The organism is Streptomyces sp. NPDC002623, assembly GCF_053592635.1.
On the sequence record NZ_JBSFWB010000008.1, the window covers coordinates 331,035 to 347,710 of the forward strand.

Annotated in this window: 14 protein-coding genes; 1 reads left to right on the forward strand and 13 read right to left on the reverse strand. The window is 71.4% G+C overall.

Going from position 1 to position 16,676, the window contains the following annotated elements; translation table 11 throughout:
* Window positions 1-49 precede the first annotated feature (49 nt).
* The 11 genes from ACWD4O_RS17785 to ACWD4O_RS17835 all read right to left on the reverse strand — a co-directional run bounded on the left by ACWD4O_RS17785 (window position 50) and on the right by ACWD4O_RS17835 (window position 12,859).
* Window positions 50-1,324 carry an SUKH-4 family immunity protein gene (locus tag ACWD4O_RS17785; protein ID WP_451280758.1) on the reverse strand — a complete coding sequence of 425 codons (1,275 nt, stop codon included), beginning with the start codon at window positions 1,322-1,324 and terminating at the stop codon, window positions 50-52.
* Window positions 1,325-1,551: 227 nt separating this feature from the next.
* On the reverse strand, window positions 1,552-1,716 hold the full coding sequence (locus ACWD4O_RS17790; protein WP_451280759.1) for a hypothetical protein: 165 nt from the start codon (window positions 1,714-1,716) through the stop codon (window positions 1,552-1,554).
* Window positions 1,713-4,022: a xanthine dehydrogenase family protein molybdopterin-binding subunit gene (locus tag ACWD4O_RS17795; protein WP_451280761.1), complete on the reverse strand. Its 2,310-nt coding sequence runs from the start codon at window positions 4,020-4,022 to the stop codon at window positions 1,713-1,715. Before ACWD4O_RS17795 ends, ACWD4O_RS17790 begins: the two co-directional genes overlap by 4 nt.
* Window positions 4,019-5,791, reverse strand: a complete 1,773-nt coding sequence (locus tag ACWD4O_RS17800) for a 2Fe-2S iron-sulfur cluster-binding protein (protein WP_451280763.1) — start codon at window positions 5,789-5,791, stop codon at window positions 4,019-4,021. Before ACWD4O_RS17800 ends, ACWD4O_RS17795 begins: the two co-directional genes overlap by 4 nt.
* A complete protein-coding gene (locus ACWD4O_RS17805) occupies window positions 5,788-6,681 on the reverse strand; it encodes an FAD binding domain-containing protein (protein ID WP_451280765.1) in 894 nt (297 codons plus the stop codon). The genes ACWD4O_RS17800 and ACWD4O_RS17805 overlap by 4 nt, the downstream gene beginning before the upstream one ends.
* Window positions 6,682-6,917: 236 nt before the next feature.
* On the reverse strand, window positions 6,918-8,561 hold the full coding sequence (locus ACWD4O_RS17810; protein ID WP_451280767.1) for a beta-N-acetylhexosaminidase: 1,644 nt from the start codon (window positions 8,559-8,561) through the stop codon (window positions 6,918-6,920).
* Window position 8,562: 1 nt separating this feature from the next.
* A complete protein-coding gene (locus ACWD4O_RS17815) occupies window positions 8,563-9,387 on the reverse strand; it encodes a carbohydrate ABC transporter permease (RefSeq protein WP_450945603.1) in 825 nt (274 codons plus the stop codon).
* Entirely contained in the window at window positions 9,384-10,328 is a 945-nt protein-coding gene (locus ACWD4O_RS17820) for a carbohydrate ABC transporter permease (protein ID WP_451280879.1), read from the reverse strand. The genes ACWD4O_RS17815 and ACWD4O_RS17820 overlap by 4 nt, the downstream gene beginning before the upstream one ends.
* Window positions 10,329-10,372: 44 nt before the next feature.
* On the reverse strand, window positions 10,373-11,683 hold the full coding sequence (locus ACWD4O_RS17825; protein ID WP_451280769.1) for an extracellular solute-binding protein: 1,311 nt from the start codon (window positions 11,681-11,683) through the stop codon (window positions 10,373-10,375).
* Window positions 11,684-11,945: 262 nt separating this feature from the next.
* On the reverse strand, window positions 11,946-12,233 hold the full coding sequence (locus ACWD4O_RS17830) for a DUF3039 domain-containing protein (protein WP_351911809.1): 288 nt from the start codon (window positions 12,231-12,233) through the stop codon (window positions 11,946-11,948).
* Between the two features lie 53 nt (window positions 12,234-12,286).
* A complete protein-coding gene (locus ACWD4O_RS17835) occupies window positions 12,287-12,859 on the reverse strand; it encodes a YqgE/AlgH family protein (RefSeq protein ID WP_451280771.1) in 573 nt (190 codons plus the stop codon).
* Window positions 12,860-13,154: 295 nt separating this feature from the next.
* On the opposite strand from ACWD4O_RS17835, the gene murA reads away from it, so the two are divergent.
* Entirely contained in the window at window positions 13,155-14,501 is a 1,347-nt protein-coding gene (gene murA / locus ACWD4O_RS17840) for a UDP-N-acetylglucosamine 1-carboxyvinyltransferase (RefSeq protein ID WP_451280773.1), read from the forward strand.
* Between the two features lie 136 nt (window positions 14,502-14,637).
* On the opposite strand, the gene ACWD4O_RS17845 is transcribed toward murA, so the two are convergent.
* Together ACWD4O_RS17845 and ACWD4O_RS17850 are read right to left on the reverse strand one after the other, a co-directional pair.
* A complete protein-coding gene (locus ACWD4O_RS17845) occupies window positions 14,638-14,919 on the reverse strand; it encodes an HU family DNA-binding protein (protein ID WP_004000874.1) in 282 nt (93 codons plus the stop codon).
* A gap of 311 nt (window positions 14,920-15,230) precedes the next feature.
* Complete coding sequence (locus ACWD4O_RS17850) at window positions 15,231-16,649, reverse strand: malic enzyme-like NAD(P)-binding protein (RefSeq protein WP_451280776.1); 1,419 nt, start codon at window positions 16,647-16,649, stop codon at window positions 15,231-15,233.
* Window positions 16,650-16,676: the final 27 nt, after the last annotated feature.

Genomic DNA, 16,676 nt, shown 5'->3' on the forward strand with positions numbered 1-16,676 from the left:
GCGCCGTCGTGGCTGGTCGCGCAGTTCCCCGCGCCCCTTCGGGGCGCAGCTAGGCATACAGCCCGCCGCCCGCCTCGTCCTCGAACATCCCCGGCCAGTAGCGCCAGCCGTCGTCCGCGGGGTTGTTCGGGGTCGGGTCGCAGGCGACCGGGTCGACCGCGGCCAGGGTGCGGGACATCGTCTCGGCGAGCTGGTCGTAGGCCTCGGTCAGCTCGTGGACCGCGTCCAGCGCCCGCTCGCGGCGTATCAGCCAGAGGGTGAACGCCAAGGTGGAGATGTCGGCGTTGAGCGGGCGCAGACCGAGGTCCGGTTCGCTCCAGCTCAGCACCGCGCCCGTGGCGCCGTCGACGACCAGGCTGGTGTCCTCCAGGAGGTGGCCGAGGCGGATCAGGCGGTCGGCGTCGGCCGGGAGCCGCTGCTCGGTGAGGACGCCGCCGCGGTCGTCCTCGCAGTACTCGGCGAGGGTCTGCAGCGGCATGTCGGTCTCCAGCGAGAACCAGACGACCTCCTCCGGCAGGCCCGTCTCGCGCAGGAAGCGGCGGGTCGGGGCGTGCGTGAGCGCGTTGGGGAAGTCGACGTCCTCGAAGCGGACGATCTCGCCGGAGCCGAACTCCTCGTCCAGCAGGCGGACCGGGAGGTCCAGCGCCAGGCCGGAGGTCGTGCCCGGGCCGGCCACCAGCGCCAGCGGGCGGATCACCGCGGCCAGCTTCCAGAAGAGGCCCGAGTCGCCCTCCCGGTCCGCCGCCGCCGCGGTCTCCGCGCCCTCCGCGGCCTCCTCGAAGACGGCGAGCAGCTGACGGGTCGCCTCCGCCACCGCCTTCGGTCCGAGGCGGCCCGCGTAGGAGGCGAACTGGCCGCGCAGGGCCGCCAGTTCGTCCACCGCGGTCGCGTAGCGCAGCAGCTTCTCCAGGGAGGGGGCGAGCGGGCGGGTGTCCATCAGGCCGGGGCGGTCGTGCAGGAAGTACGTCGTCGAGATCTCGCCCGTCATCCCGTCGAGCAGGACCGACTCCGTCTCCCGGCCGTCGGCGCCCAGGATTCCGCCTATGACCAGCCGGTCGCGCAGCTCCGCCGCCAGGAGGCCTTCGGGGTCGCCCGTGGAGTCCGCGACCGTGCGCAGCCCGTCCGTGCGCAGCGCCTCGAACGTCATCAGAGCGCCGTCGCCCGGCAGGGCCGGCAGGCCGGGGCCGGTCAGCCAGCGGCGCGTCGGCGCGTGTGTGATGTACGGGTTCAGCTCGTCCTCGGTGAAGGTGATCGTCGTCATGGCGGTGGCCGTCGTCGTCGTGGCGATGGTGGTCCTGGTCGTGGCGGTGGTGGTCGTGCTCATCGGGTCCCCCGTGCGGAAAGTTGCGTGCGCCGTCCCACTGCTCCGCAGCCTACGCGGCACCACTGACAACGGCCCCGACCAGCGACAACACCCAGCACACGGGACGCCGGACGCCGGTCCCACACACTGACAGACGCCAGAACACCCTCACACGTTCCCTCGGCGACTCAGGTGACGTCTCAGGCGGCGTCTCGGGCGACGTCTCAGGTGACGTCTCAGGTGACGTCTCAGGTCAGGTAGACGCCGCCGAGCACCACGACCACCGCCGCCACCACGAACAGCAGGATCCAGCCCAGCAACTTGCCCACGCTCGGCGGGGGTTCGTACTGCCGGGCGTCCGGATCCGAAGCAGGGGCCGAAGCCGAGGCAGCGGCCGGATCCCGCTCGCTCACCGGTCCGTCACCACCGCGGCCTGGGGCCTTATCGGCAGCCGGTTCACCGGGCGGCCCGTCGCGGCCCGTACGGCGGAGGCGATCGCCGCCGGCGAGGTCACCACCGGGACCGCGCTGGCGGCCTTCGCCCCGAACGGCGCGACGACGTCCCGCTCCTCGACCAGTTTGACGATCTGGATGTCCGGGGCGTCCAGGGCCGTGGGCAGCGCGTAGCCGGTGAGGTCGGGGTGGCGGATCAGGCCTCTGGGGGTGCGCAGGTTCTCGGTGAGGGCGATGCCGACGCCCTGTGTCACGCCCGCCTCGATGCGGGCGGTGAGCTGCGCGGGGTTGAGGATCCGGCCGACGTCCTGGGCGACGGCGAGTTCCACGACGCGTACCGAGCCGAGCTCGATGTCGACGTCGACGACCGCGCGGATCGCGCAGAACGCGAGGCCGACGAAGGCGTCGCCCTGGCCGGCCGCGTCCAGCGGCTCGGTCGGGTGCGGGCGGCACTGTGCCGTCGCCCACAGCTCCTTGCCGTGCATCTCCTCCGTGACGGTCGTCGACAGGACGCCGTCGTACGAGGTGATCTTGCCGTCGGTGATCTGGAGCAACTCCGTGGACATGCCGAACTTGTGCGCCAGGGGCTGGAGCAACTGCGTGCGGACCATCTTGGCCGCGCGTTCCACCGCGCCGCCGGAGACCCAGGTGTGGCGGCCGCGGCAGCCGGGGCCCGCGGGGGGCTGGTCGGTGTCCACGGGCGCCACGTGCACCTCGTCGACGCCGAGCGTCTCCTGGACGATCTGGCGGGCCAGCGTCGTGAAGCCCTGGCCCGTCTCGACCGCCGCGCACAGGACCGTGGCGATGCCGTCCTGGACCTTGACGGTCGCCGTGGAGACCTCGTCCGCGCCCTCCGCGCCCAGCATGTGCACCATGCCGAGGCCGTAGCCCACGCCCCGGCGCACCGCGCCCGGTTCGCCCGCGCCCTCGGGGCCGCCGGGCAGCAGCCAGTCCTCCTCGGGCGTGTCCTTGGGCAGTGCCGGGAGCGGGAACTCCTGGACGGCCTGGAGGAGTTCGGCGACGGGGGCCGGGCAGGTCACGGTCTGGCCGGTCGGCAGGACGTCGCCGGTGGCCATGACGTTGCGCAGCCGCAGCTCCGCCGGGTCGACGCCGAGCTTCTTCGCCAGCTTGTCCATCTGCGCCTCGTAGGCGGCGCACACCTGCATCGCGCCCTCGCCGCGCACATGGCCCGACGGCGGGTTGTTCGTACGGACCGCCCAGCCCTCGATGAAGGCGTTCGGGACGACATAGGGGCCGCAGGCGAAGGAGACGGCGGCGGCCAGGGCCTCGGCGGAGGTGTCGGCGTAGGCGCCCGCGTCCAGCAGGATCTGCGCCTCGACCTTCACCAGCCGGCCCTCGGCGTCCGCGTGGTGGCGGTAGCGCAGCAGGGTGGGATGCCGGTGGGCGTGGCCGAGGAACGACTCCTCGCGCGTGGCCGTCAGTTTCACCGGGCAGCCGGTCTTCAGGGCGAGCAGCCCGAGCGGGAGCTGGAAGCCCTGGTCCTCGCGGTCGGCGGTGGCGCCGGGCACCCCGGTGACGACGATCTTCACCCGTTCGGGTTCGAGGCCGTAGCAGGCGGCGGCCGTGTCCCGGTCGGTGTGCGGGTCGGTGGAGGCCAGGTAGAGCTCGACGCCGCCGTCGGGACGGGGCACGGCGAGGCCGGCCTCGGCGCCGATCGGGGCGGGGTCGGCGCGGCCGATCCGGTACTGGCCCTCGACGACGATCTCGCCGGCCGCGGCCGGGTCGCCGTGGTGCAGCGGGATGTGCCGGATCAGGTTGCCGTCGGGGTGCAGGGGCTCCGCTTCGAAGGCCTGCTCGGGGTCGATCACCGGGTCGAGCGCCTCGTACTCGACGATGACGGCCGCGGCGGCCATCCGCGCGGTGTCCGGGTGGTCGGCGGCGACGGCGGCGATGGGCTCGCCGTGGTGGCGTACGACGTCGGAGGCGAACACCGGCCGGTCGGCCTTGCCGCGACCGTGCAACGCGCGCCCGGGGACGTCCTCGTGGGTGATGACGGCCCGTACACCGGGCATCTCCCGCGCGTGGGACGTGTCGATGGACACGATGCGCGCGTGCGGGTGCGGTGAGCGCAGCACGGCCGCCCACAGCAGGCCCTCGGCCCACAGGTCGGCCGCGTACGGGAAGGTGCCCTCCGTCTTGGCGCGCGCGTCGGCGGGCTGCAGGGACGCGCCGAGGCCGTGCGGGATCGGCTCGGAGGCGGGGGCCGCCTCCGCGGGGTTCGTCGCGGTGGCTGCTTCGTTGCTCACGCCTGGCCTCCGTCCTGGCCCTGGCCCTGGCCGTATGCCGGGTCATGCGGGTGGGGCTGTGCCGGGTTCTCGAACGCCGACACGTGGACGCCGCCCGCGCCCGGGCCGGCCTGGTGGGGAATGCGGGCCTCGTCCCCGTTGGACTCGGCCTCGGCGTGCGCCTCGCGTTCGGCGACGACGTCCTTGACGGCCCGCAGGACGCCCCGGTAGCCGGAGCAGCGGCACAGGTTGCCGCACAGGGCCTGGCGGGTCTCCAGCTCGGTCGGCGCCGGGTTGCCCTCGAGCAGGTCGTGCACGGTCATCGCCATGCCGGGCACGCAGAACCCGCACTGCACGGCCCCGCACTTGGCGAGGGCCCGCTGCACGTCCGAGGGCCGGCCGTCGACGGCCAGGCCCTCGACTGTGCGGATCTCGCTGCCGGCGGTGGTGACGGCCGGGACCAGGCAGGAGGCGACGAGCCGGCCGTCGACCTGGACGTTGCAGGCTCCGCACTCGCCCTGCGAGCAGCCGTCCTTGGCGCCGGCGAGGCCGAGGCGCTCGCGCAGGACGTAGAGCAGCGACTCGCCGATCCAGGCGTCGGTGACGGGGCGGTCGGAGCCGTTGACGCGCAGCACGTAGGCCGCGAGGGGGTGTTCCTCGTGGAACGGCGACGGGGCGTCGTCGGGCGTGTCGGCGGTCTCGGGGGTCGCCTCGTCCGTCTCCGCGTCCGCCTCGGGCGCCGTCGCGCCTTCGGACGGCTCGTCGTCGGGCGTGTCCGCCGGGTCTCGGGGGTCCCCGTGCGCGGCAGCGGGTTCGGCGGACGGCCCAGCGGGGCCGTGGGCGGCCTCGTGGGCGCGCTCCGGGCCCCCGGGGCCCTCGGTGGCCCCGTCGGCCTCAGCGGCCCGCCTAGCGGCCTCCGCGGGGCTGTTCGGGGGCACCGTGTACGCCTCGGCGGAGACCTCCGGGGCGGCCTGGCCGTCCGGGGCGAACGCTTCGGCGGGGTGGGCGTGGTGCTCGGGGTGGCCGGTGTAGTCGGGTGCGGGGTGGCGCCGGTCGTGGTCGGCGGCCGGCGTGTCGTGCTCCGGCGCGTACCCCGTCCCGTGCGCGGGCGTGTGCTGCGGCGCGAGTCCGTACGGGGGCGTGTCCGTCGCCGGTCGCGCCGCCATGTCGGTCTGGTCCGTGGGCCGGCCCCATGCCTGGTTCGCCGTGCCGGTGGTGTCGGTGGTGCCCGTCGCCCAGGGCGCGGACGCGCCGCCGGGCAGGGTGGCCGGGGGCGTGCCGCCCCACTGTTCGACCAGGGCCGATGTGGTGAACTCGCCCGATTCGTCCGGAAGGTCGCCGCCCGCGACGGGGATCGACCACTGGCCGGTCACATCGTGGCCGGGGGCGGGCTGCGGTGCGCCCTGGGCCGCCGAGTTGTCGTCGAAGGACCACTGGCCGGTCGAGCCCGGGCGGTACGAGAACCGGTCGTCGCCCACCGTCTGCGGGGTGCCCTGCGGGGCGGGCCAGTCGGTGCCGCCGGGCGGGGCCGCCCAGGTCGCGGCGTCGTCGGTCGGGGGCGCGACCGCTATCTGCGGCGGCACGTACCCGTGGCCCGGCGCGGCGAGCGGGTCGGCGCCGCGGGCGGCCAGCAGGGCGTCGATGCCGCCTTCGGGGAGCTTCACGAAGGCGGTCGCGCCGTCGTCGTAGTCCCCCTGGGGCAGCGGGTCCCAGCGGCCGCCGCCCTGCGGAGCGCCCTGCTCCCGACCGGTGTCCTGTCCGTGTCCGGGTCCGTGCTGGTCGTCGGTCACGACAGCGCCCTCCCCAGTGCTCGTCGGGCCAGCGCGGCGACGGTGCGCCGCAGGTGCAGTACGGCAGGCGGAAGTTCCGGTACGGAGCCGTCCACGCCCGGCACCGGGTCGGGGATGCAGGCGGCTGCGACGTACTCCCCGAAGGCGGTCAGCGCCTCCGGGACGATCGTGCGGCTGTTGTCCCAGTCGATCAGCCGGGCGACCCACTGCTCGGCCTCCAGGGGCCGCAGCGGCATCGGCGCTATGGCTCCGACGGCGCATCTGACGCCACGCCGGGCGGGGTCGAGGACCAGCGCCACCGAGGCCACCGCGCGGCCCGGTCCGGTGCGGCCGGTGGCCTTCAGGAAGACCTGCGGGGCGTGCAGCAGCGGCACGCGCACGTACCCGATGAGTTCGCCGCCGCGCAGCATCTCCATGCCGGCCAGCAGGTGCGACACCGGGATCTCCCGGCGGGCTCCGCCCTGGCCCGCGATGATCAGGGTCGCCTCCAGCGCGGCCAGTACAGGCAGCGCGTCGCCCGTGGGGGCGGCCGAGGCGATGTTGCCGCCCAGGGTGCCCGCGTTGCGGATCTGCGGCGGGCCCGCGGCGCGCGCGGCGGCGGCGAGCGCCGGGATGAGCGCGGCGAAGTCGGGGCGGCCCATGCGCGCGTGGGTGAGTCCGGCGCCGAGCAGCGCGTGGCCGTCCTGGTACTGCCAGCCGCGGATCTCGCTGATCCGGCCGAGGCCGACCAGCCCGGCGGGCCTGAGCTGCCCGGAGTTGACGGCGGCCATCAGGTCCGTGCCGCCGGCCACCGGAACGGCTGCGGGCATGGCCGCGAGCGCCGCCACGGCCTCGTCCAGCGACGTGGGCAGCGTGACGGCCTGCGCCGCCTGCGGTGCGTGCGTGCTCAAAACCGGCTGCCCCTTCCCGCTGCCCCACCTGGTCCCACCTGTGTTGCCGTACGGTACGTGCTGACAGGGCGGACGTGGCAACTCTGGCACATCTTCGCAACACCCGAACGCGGGGGTCCGCTAGGAGGCATTCGCCCACCTCGCCGTAGAGATGGTCCGTTTTGTACGGCATCACCGGTGCGCGTGAATTGCCACTCTTCGGTGACCCTGCCGGGGTTTTTCCGTGACGCGCGGTATCACCGGTTCGGGGGCGGACCGTCGATCGGACGCCCGAGGACACCGGGCCGCCGCTGCCAGGGCCGGGGCCCGGCCGGCGGGCGGTAGCCGACGCCCGACGCGTCAAGTCGCCCGTAGTGGGCTTCCATCCGTCGCTCGAAGTCGGCGAAGTCCCGGTGGCGCGCGGCGGGCAGGGAACTCCAGGCGACCTCGGCGAAGGCGGCGAGCCGCGGGAAGGCCTGGTAGTCCACGCGCGCGTGGTCCTCCATCACCTCGGTCCACAGGTTGGCCTGCGTGCCGAGCACGTGCCGCGCCTCCTGCGACGTCAACTCCCCGGGAACGGGCTCGAACCGGTAGACGTCCTCCAGGGTGCGCACAAAGCCGATCGGCACGGGCTCGTCCTCGCCGGGCGCCTGCCGGTGGTCCAGGTAGACCTGCTGCTCGGGGCACATCACGACGTCGTGCCCGGCCCGCGCGGCGGCGATCCCGCCCGCGTAGCCACGCCAGGACGACACGGCCGCGCCCTCCGCGAGCCCGCCCTCCAGGATCTCGTCCCAGCCGATGAGCCTGCGCCCGCGCGCGGAGAGCCACTGGTCGAAGTGGCCGATGAACCAGGACTGCAGCTGGTCCTCGTCCGCGAGCCCGAGTTCCCTGATGCGCGTCTGCGCGGTCGGCGACTGCCGCCACTGGTCCTTGGGACATTCGTCACCCCCGACATGAATGAACTCCGAGGGGAACAGCTCCAGCAGTTCCTCGAAGACCCCCTCGTAGAAGCGCAGGGTGTTGTCGGTGGGGGCGAGTACGTTGGGATTGATCCCCCAGGTGTCCCACACGGAGAGGACCGAGGTGTCGATGACGTCGGTGTTGCCGAGTTCCGGGTACGCGGCGATCGCGGCCTGCGAGTGGCCGGGCAGATCGATTTCGGGGACGACGGTGATATGCCGCTCGGCGGCGTAGGCGACGATCTCCCGGATGTCGTCCTGCGTGTAGTAGCCACCGTGCGGCTTGTCGTCCCACAGCGGTGAGGCGCGATGGCCGAATTTCGTGCGCGCCCGCCAGGAACCGACCTCGGCCAGCCGGGGGTGCCTCCTGATCTCGATCCGCCAGCCCTGATCGTCCGTCAGATGGAAGTGGAAGACGTTGAGTTTGTGCGCCGCCATCAGATCCAGGTAGCGCAGAACGCCTTCCTTGGGCATGAAGTGGCGGGCCACGTCGAGCATGAGGCCGCGCCAGCCGAAACGGGGCGTGTCCTCGACGAAAGTCCCGGGTACGAGCCACTGCCGGCCGGGGGCCACGGGGGCACGCCGGAAGGCGTCGGGGCCGAGCAGTTGACGGAGCGTCTGGGCGGCCCAGAACACTCCTGCGGGACCGCCCCCGTGCAGGGTGATGTCGTCGCTGTCGACGTACAGCTTGTAGCCCTCCGGGCCGAGGTGGCCGGCGTCCTCCGGCCGGATCCGCAGCCGGACGGTCCCGCCGTCGTCCCCCGCGCCCGGCGGCAGCGCGAGGCCCGTCGCCGCGCCGAGGGCGCCGCGCAGCCAGCGGGCGGTCGCCTCCGTGCCGGGCCCGGCGTCGATCACCGTGGCCTCGTCGAGCACGAAGCCGCCCGCGGAGGGCAGGTCCCGCAGTGTCGCGGGCGCCGGAATCAGTCCGGTCGTCGAAGTCACGTCAGTCCTTAACCGCTCCGCCCAGCCCGGAGACCAGTCGTCGCTGTACGAGTACGAAGAACACCAGCACCGGAATCGTCATCACCGTGGAGCCGGCCATCACGCCGCCCCAGTCGGGATCGTCCGGCTTGTAGAAGACCAGCAGGGCCATCGGCAGCGTCGACTGCGAGGTGTCGCTGATGATGAAGGACTTGGCGAAGAGGAAGTCGTTCCACGCGGAGATGAAGGAAAACACGCTCGTGGCCACCAGCCCCGGCAGGACGAGCGGAAAAAGGATCTGCCACAGAAAGCGCGTACGGCTCGCCCCGTCGAGGTACGCGGCCTCCTCCAGCGCCTCCGGAACCGCTTTCACGAACCCCCTCAGCATCCAGATCGCGAAGGGCAGCGAGAAGGCGATGTGCGGCAGGATCAGCGACCCCAGGGTGTTCAACTGGCCGAAGTCCCGCATGAGGAAGAACAAGGGGATCGTCAGCGCCTCCACGGGCACCATCTGGGCCACCAGGAACATGATCAGCAAGGTGGTCCGGAAGCGGAACCGGAATCGGGTCACGGCGGTCGCGGCGAGAAACGCGATCACCCCGGAGACGATCACCACCGCGCACGCCACGACAAGACTGTTGAGGAAGTAACGACCGAATTCCTGCTGTCCGAACACGCGCCGGAAAGAATCCAGAGAGGGTGTCAGGGTCCATGGCCGGGGCTCGCTGGACTCGATCTCCCCGGCCGGTTTGAAGGCGCTCAGCACCATCCAGTAGAGCGGGAAGGCGACCACGACGGCGACGAGCAGGGCCACCGCGTCGGAAAGCCATCGCCGGGAACGGTTCACAGTTCCTCCCCCTGCCGCCGCAGCAGCCGCAGGTAGACCAGGGTGACGGCGAGCAGGATCAGCAGCATCACGACGCCGATCGCCGCGCCGAGGCCGTACTGCGAGGACGCGAAGGCCTGTTGGTAGGCGTAGACGTTCAGGACGAGGTTCTGCCCGGCGATGCCGCCGCCGTTCGTCATCACATAGATCTGGGTGAAGACCTTGAAGTCCCAGATGACCGACTGGATGGTGACGACCACGAGGATCGGCCGGAGCATCGGGGCCAGCACGGACCGCCAGACCCGCCACTGCGAGGCGCCGTCCAGTTCGGCGGCCTCCAGCACCTCCGACGGGACGGCGCGGATCCCGGCGTAGACGGTGACCATCACGAACGGAAAGGAGCACCACACCACTTCGAGGAGCACCAGGAGGAAGGCGCTGTAGCGGCCGTACGTCCAGGAGTGGTCGCCGAGTCCCAACAGCCGGTTGACCGGACCGAAGTCGGGGTCGAACAGCAGCAGCCACACCGTGGATCCGGTGACCGCCGGCGTCGCCCAGGCGCCCAGCGCGGCCAGCATCAGCGCGAGCCGGGGCACGGCACGCACGCGCGTGAGCAGCACGGCGAGCGCGCAGCCGACGGCGAGCGTGGAGACGACACAGGCGGCCGCGAACACGACCGTCGAGAGAAGCACCTGCCAGAACTGATCGTCCGAGAACACGTCGGCGTAGTTCCCGAACCCCCGGAACACGGTCGGCTGCCCACCGCTGACCTGCGCCTGGGTGTAACGGAAGAGCGAGATCAGCCCGAGCTGATAGACGGGGTAGGCGAGAAGCGCGGCGAGGACGACGAGAGCGGGGGCGAGATAAAGCCAAGGAGTGCTGGAGCCCGCCAAGGGGCGCGGGGCCGTACTGAACGTGCGGCTGCCGCCGCGTGGGCGCGAGCGGCCCCCACCGGCCCGCAGCCGCAAACGCTCCGCGCCCCCCGAGCTATGAGGCGTACCCGGCGTCACCCGATGGAGCCGAACGCCGCGTCCATCTTCTTCGCCGCCTCCGTCGAAGCCCCCGCCACGTCCTTCTTGCCGCTGATGACCTCCTGGAACATGGTCGGCACGACCAGCTGGGAGTCGATCTGCGACCAGGCGGGCGACGCGGGCACGAACTTGGTGCCGGCGGCCAGCGTCTGCACGAACGGCTTCACGAACGGCTCCTTCGCGGCGGCCGCGTCCCGGACGTCCGTGAAGGTGGGCAGGAAGCCCATCGCGTCGAACAGCGAGGCCTGCGTCTTCTTGCCGGCGAGGGCCTCCATCAGCTGCACCGCGAGCGTGCGGTGCGTCGTGCTCTTCAGCACGCCGATGTTGTTGCCGCCCGCGAACGCCGGAGCGATCGAGCCGGACGTCACACCCGGCAGCGGCACGACGGCGTACTTGCCCTTCACCGCGCCCGCCTCCACGGCCGTGTGGCTGAAGTCGCCGCCGATCACCATGCCCGCCTTGCCGGCCGCGAACGCGGTGACGCTGTCGTTGCCGCCCATGCCCGCGCACTTGGCGGCGGGGCAGTTGTCGTCGGAGAAGAGCGAGGTGTACGCCGTGATGCCCTTCTGGGCGGCCGCGCTGTCGATGGCGGAGGCGTACGAGCCGCTCTTGCCGTTGGCGAGCTCCCCGCCGTTGGCCCAGACGAAGGGCATCGCGCCGTAGGTGTAGGCCCCGCCGACGACCAGGCCGTACAGGTCGGGCTCGGCGGCGCGGATCTTGCGGGCGGTCGTCGCCAGCTCGGCCATGGTCTTCGGGACCGTGAGGCCGAGTTCCTCGAAGACGTCCGTGCGGTAGTAGAGGGCGCGGACGCCCACGTAGAAGGGGGCGCCGTAGAGCTTGCCGTCGACGGTGACGGACTGTTTGGCGGTGGGGTCGGTGTCCTTGGTCTCGCTCCAGTCGCCGAAGTCCTTCGTGACGTCGAGGAGTCCGCCGTCGTGGACGTATCCGGCCGTGTCGGTGTTGCCGTACTCCATGACGTCGGGGGCCGACTTGGGGTCGTTGAAGGCGGCCTTGACGCGCTGGGCGCGGGTGTCGATCGGGATGTACTCGACGGCGACCTTCGTGCCCTTGTGGGCCTTCTCGAAGGCGGTGACGACGGAGTCGACGACCTGTTCCTTCGGCTTGTTGCCGACCTCCTGGAAGAGCCAGACACGCAGGGTGCCCGTCTTCGCGTCCGTGTCGGAAGAGGAGTTGTCGGACGTCTGGGGGGCACATGCGGTGGCGACCAGGGCGGCGGCCGCGAGCACGGCCAGTCTGGTGGGGAGCAGTCTGGTGGGGAGCTTCATGGAGCGATCCTCCGAGCGTTGCAACATATGCAATGGCTGTTTTGCTCTGCACAACACACCGGAGGCTAGGGACTACATGAACACGTCGACAAGAGGTCTCAACCACTCTGTGACCACTTGACGCATCCCGTGCAACGGCAAGCGCCACACCAAACACGCCAAAGGCCCCCGAAGCGCGCCGAAACGCGCCCGAGGGCCTCCGGAAAGGTGAGCCGAGCCAGCCGAGGTGAGCCGACTGCTTCAGGCCGACTACTGAGGTCGACTACTTCTTGTCGCCGCCCTTGCCCTTGTCGTCGCCGCCGCCGGCCATGGACTCGAAGATCTCCTTGCACATGGGGCACACGGGGTACTTCTTCGGGTCGCGGCCGGGCACCCAGACCTTGCCGCACAGCGCCACGACGGGCGTCCCGTCGAGGGCGCTCGCCATGATCTTGTCCTTCTGGACGTAGTGGGCGTAGCGCTCGTGGTCCCCGTCGCCGTGCGACACCTGCGGCGTCGGCTCTACGAGGGTCCCCGTACCAGTCCCGCGCTCGGGCTCAAGAGTGCTCATACCGCCAAGGGTACTGAAGCCGCGCAGCGAAGCTCACGCGCATCACCTGCGCGTCAGTTGAGCGAGGCGTCGTCCGGATACGTCGCCACCATCGCCAGCTCGCTGCGCTGGCGGCGCAGCACCTCGCGCCAGAGTCTCTGCGGGGACGGCGAGGAGACGTCGCCCGGCTCGGACTCCACGACGTACCAGGCGCCCTCCACCAGCTCGTCCTCCAGCTGGCCGGGACCCCAGCCGGCGTACCCGGCGAAGATCCGCAGGGAGCCGAGGGCCGAGGCGAGGAGCTCCGGCGGGGCCTCCAGGTCGACGAGGCCGATGGCGCCGTGCACCCGGCGCCAGCCGAGCGGGGCGCCGTCGAGGCCCGTGCCGCCCGGGATGACGGCGACCCCGAGGGCGGAGTCGAGGGACACCGGGCCGCCCTGGAAGACGACGCCGGGCTCACCGGTGAGGTCCGCCCAGCCCTCCAGGATGTCGCTCACGCCCACCGGGGTGGGCCGGTTGAGGACGACACCTAGGGAGCCCTCCTCGTCGTGGTCGAGAAGGAGCACCACCGCACGGTCGAAGTTCGGGTCCGCCAGGGCGGGCGTTGCCACGAGCAGCCGCCCTGTGAGCGAGGACACCTCGGTCATGCCAGACATGATCCCGCATCTTCCCGTGAATGGGGGAGGCAATCGGAGCTCGGAGAGCAGGCGCAGGTCGGGCACACGGATGCGGTGCGGGCGCACGAACGGAACGGGCCCTGATGGTGACCCCATGTGCCCGGCGGGAAACCGTTCGTGTTGTGACACAGCTATGACGTTGCTGAGCGGTCCTTGGGCTTACGGGACAGGGGTCGACGGCGATTACTCTGTCTCCTCTGGCCCCTTGCCCCGACCCGATGGCCGCTGTCCCCACCCAATCCACCATCCATGGAACGCGAGATACATGACCGTCAACGGCTCTGACGACGTACTGCTTGTCCACGGCGGAACCCCGCTCGAGGGCGAGATCCGTGTCCGCGGTGCGAAGAACCTCGTACCCAAGGCCATGGTCGCCGCCCTGCTGGGCAGTGAGCCGAGTCGGCTGCGCAACGTTCCGGACATCCGAGACGTGCGGGTCGTACGCGGCCTGCTGCAACTGCACGGGGTGACGGTCCGTCCGGGCGAGGAGCCGGGCGAGCTGGTGCTCGACCCGACCTATGTGGAGAGCGCCAACGTCGCCGACATCGACGCCCACGCGGGCTCGAGCCGCATCCCGATCCTGCTGTGCGGTCCGCTGCTGCACCGTCTCGGCCACGCCTTCATCCCCGGCCTCGGCGGCTGCGACATCGGCGGCCGGCCCATCGACTTCCACTTCGAGGTGCTGCGGCAGTTCGGCGCGACGATCGAGAAGCGGGCGGACGGGCAGTACCTGGAGGCGCCGCGGCGGCTGCGCGGCACGAAGATCCGGCTGCCGTACCCGTCCGTCGGCGCGACCGAGCAGGTGCTGCTGACGGCGGTCCTGGCGGAGGGCGTCACCGAGCTCTCGAACGCGGCCGTGGAGCCGGAGATCGAGGACCTCATCTGCGTGCTGCAGAAGATGGGCGCCATCATCGCGATGGACACCGACCGCACGATCCGCGTCACCGGTGTGGACAAGCTCGGCGGTTACAACCACGCGGCCCTGTCGGACCGTCTGGAGGCCGCCTCCTGGGCGAGCGCGGCGCTGGCGACGGAAGGCAACATCTACGTCCGCGGCGCCCAGCAGCGCTCGATGATGACGTTCCTGAACACCTACCGCAAGGTGGGCGGCGCGTTCGAGATCGACGACGAGGGCATCCGCTTCTGGCACCCGGGCGGCCAGTTGAAGTCCATCGCCCTCGAGACGGATGTGCACCCCGGTTTCCAGACGGACTGGCAGCAGCCACTGGTCGTCGCCCTCACGCAGGCCACGGGCCTGTCGATCGTCCACGAGACGGTCTACGAGTCCCGGCTGGGCTTCACCTCGGCGCTCAACCAGATGGGCGCGCACATCCAGCTCTACCGCGAGTGCCTCGGCAGCTCCGACTGCCGCTTCGGACAGCGCAACTTCCTGCACTCCGCGGTCGTGTCGGGCCCCACCAAGCTCCAGGGCGCCGATCTGGTCATCCCCGACCTCCGCGGCGGCTTCTCGTACCTGATCGCCGCCCTCGCGGCCCAGGGCACCTCCCGCGTCCACGGCATCGACCTCATCAACCGCGGCTACGAGAACTTCATGGACAAGCTCATGGAACTGGGCGCAAAGGTCGAACTCCCAGGCAAGGCACTCGGCTAACACCCGTCAGCCAGGGCCGGCCACATCAGCCCGGCCGGCGTTTGAGGCCATTCTTGACGTCAACCACGAGGGGGCGGCACCCGGAGTCCCGGGTGCCGCCCCCTCGTCGTTGACCACGGCGCTCGCAGCGGAGCGCTTACTTACCCTTGGCCGCTTCCTTGAGCTTCGAGCCCGCGGAGACCTTCACGCTGTAGCCGGCCGGGATCTGGATCGGGTCGCCGGTCTGCGGGTTGCGCGCGGTGCGAGCGGCACGGTGGGTGCGCTCGAAGGTCAGGAAGCCGGGGATGGTGACCTTCTCGTCGCCCTTGGAGACGATGTCGCCGACGACCTCGGCGAACGCGGCCAGCACTGCGTCGGCGTCCTTGCGGGTCACCTCGGCGCGGTCGGCCAGCGCGGCCACCAGCTCACTGCGGTTCATGTTGTTACTCCCGTGTTCTTCTTGCCGTTGAGGCGTGCCACGCGGCGGAGCCGCATGTGGGGCACAGCGAAGTCGTTGTGCTCGCGCCCAGAGACGCATCCTGCCCCTACCTGCGGCGGGAAAGCCAATCCGGCACCCGCACGGAGGCGTGAGACAACCCATGTGTGTCACATGGGTGCCACACGAAGGACGCTTAGCTCGGCGCAACCCTAAAGGGCCGCGATCGGCACGAGGTTCCGCGACGCGCCGTTGCGGGGGCCACCGTGGCGATCCTCACAGCCGCACAGCCCCCGCACCTTACGCGACAGAGCCTACGAGGCCGACGCGCCCGCCGCCTTCGCGGCGTCCCGCACCGCGCCCGCCACCGCGCCCGCGACCTTGTCGTTGAAGACGCTCGGGATGATGTAGTTCGCGTTCAGCTCGTCGTCGCTCACGACCTCGGCGAGGGCCTTCGCGGCCGCGAGCATCATCTCGGTGTTGACCGTGCGGGACTGCGCGTCCAGCAGGCCGCGGAAGACACCCGGGAAGACCAGCACGTTGTTGATCTGGTTGGGGAAGTCGGAGCGGCCGGTGGCCACGACGGCGGCCGTCTGACGGGCGATCGTCGGGTCCACCTCGGGGTCCGGGTTCGCGAGCGCGAACACGATCGCGTCCTCGGCCATCGCGGCCACGTCGGTGCCGTCGAGCACGTTCGGGGCGGAGACGCCGATGAAGACGTCGGCGCCGCGCACGGCCTCCTTCAGGGTGCCGGTGAGGCCCTCGGGGTTGGTGTTGTCGGCGATCCAGCGCAGCGCCGAGTCCTGGGCCGCGTCGACGAGGTCGGCGCGGTCCGCGTGGACGACGCCGTGGATGTCGGCGACGACCGCGTTCTTCACGCCGGCCGCGAGCAGCAGCTTGAGGATGGCCGTGCCGGCTGCGCCGGCGCCGGACATGACGACCCGTACGTCCCCTATGCCCTTGCCCACGACACGCAGGGCGTTCGTGAGGGAGGCGAGGACGACGATCGCGGTGCCGTGCTGGTCGTCGTGGAAGACCGGGATGTCGAGGGCCTCGCGCAGCCGGGCCTCGATCTCGAAGCAGCGGGGGGCGGAGATGTCCTCGAGGTTGATGCCCGCGAAGCCGGGGGCGATGGCCTTGACGATCTCGACGATCGCGTCGGTGTCCTGGGTGTCCAGGCACAGCGGCCAGGCGTCGATGCCGGCGAACCGCTTGAAGAGGGCCGCCTTGCCCTCCATGACCGGCAGCGCGGCCTTCGGGCCGATGTTGCCGAGGCCCAGCACGGCCGAGCCGTCCGTCACGACCGCAACGGAGTTGCGCTTGATGGTGAGGCGGCGGGCGTCCTCGGGGTTCTCGGCGATCGCCATGCAGACCCGGGCCACACCCGGGGTGTAGATCATCGAGAGGTCGTCACGGTTGCGGATGGGGTGCTTGGACTGCATCTCGATCTTGCCGCCGAGGTGCATCAGGAACGTACGGTCGGAGACCTTGCCGAGGGTGACGCCCTCGATGCCGCGCAGCTGCTCGACGATCTCGTCGGCGTGCGCGGTGGAGGTGGCGGCGATGGTGACGTCGATGCGGAGCTTCTCGTGGCCGGAGGCGGTGACGTCGAGGCCGGTCACCGAGCCTCCGTGGGACTCCACGGCCGTGGTGATCTGGGAGACCGCCGTTCCGCTCGCGGGCACCTCCAGACGGACCGTGATCGAGTAGGAGACGCTGGGCGCCGTTGCCATGGCCGACTTCCTCTGCACTGCTGGGTG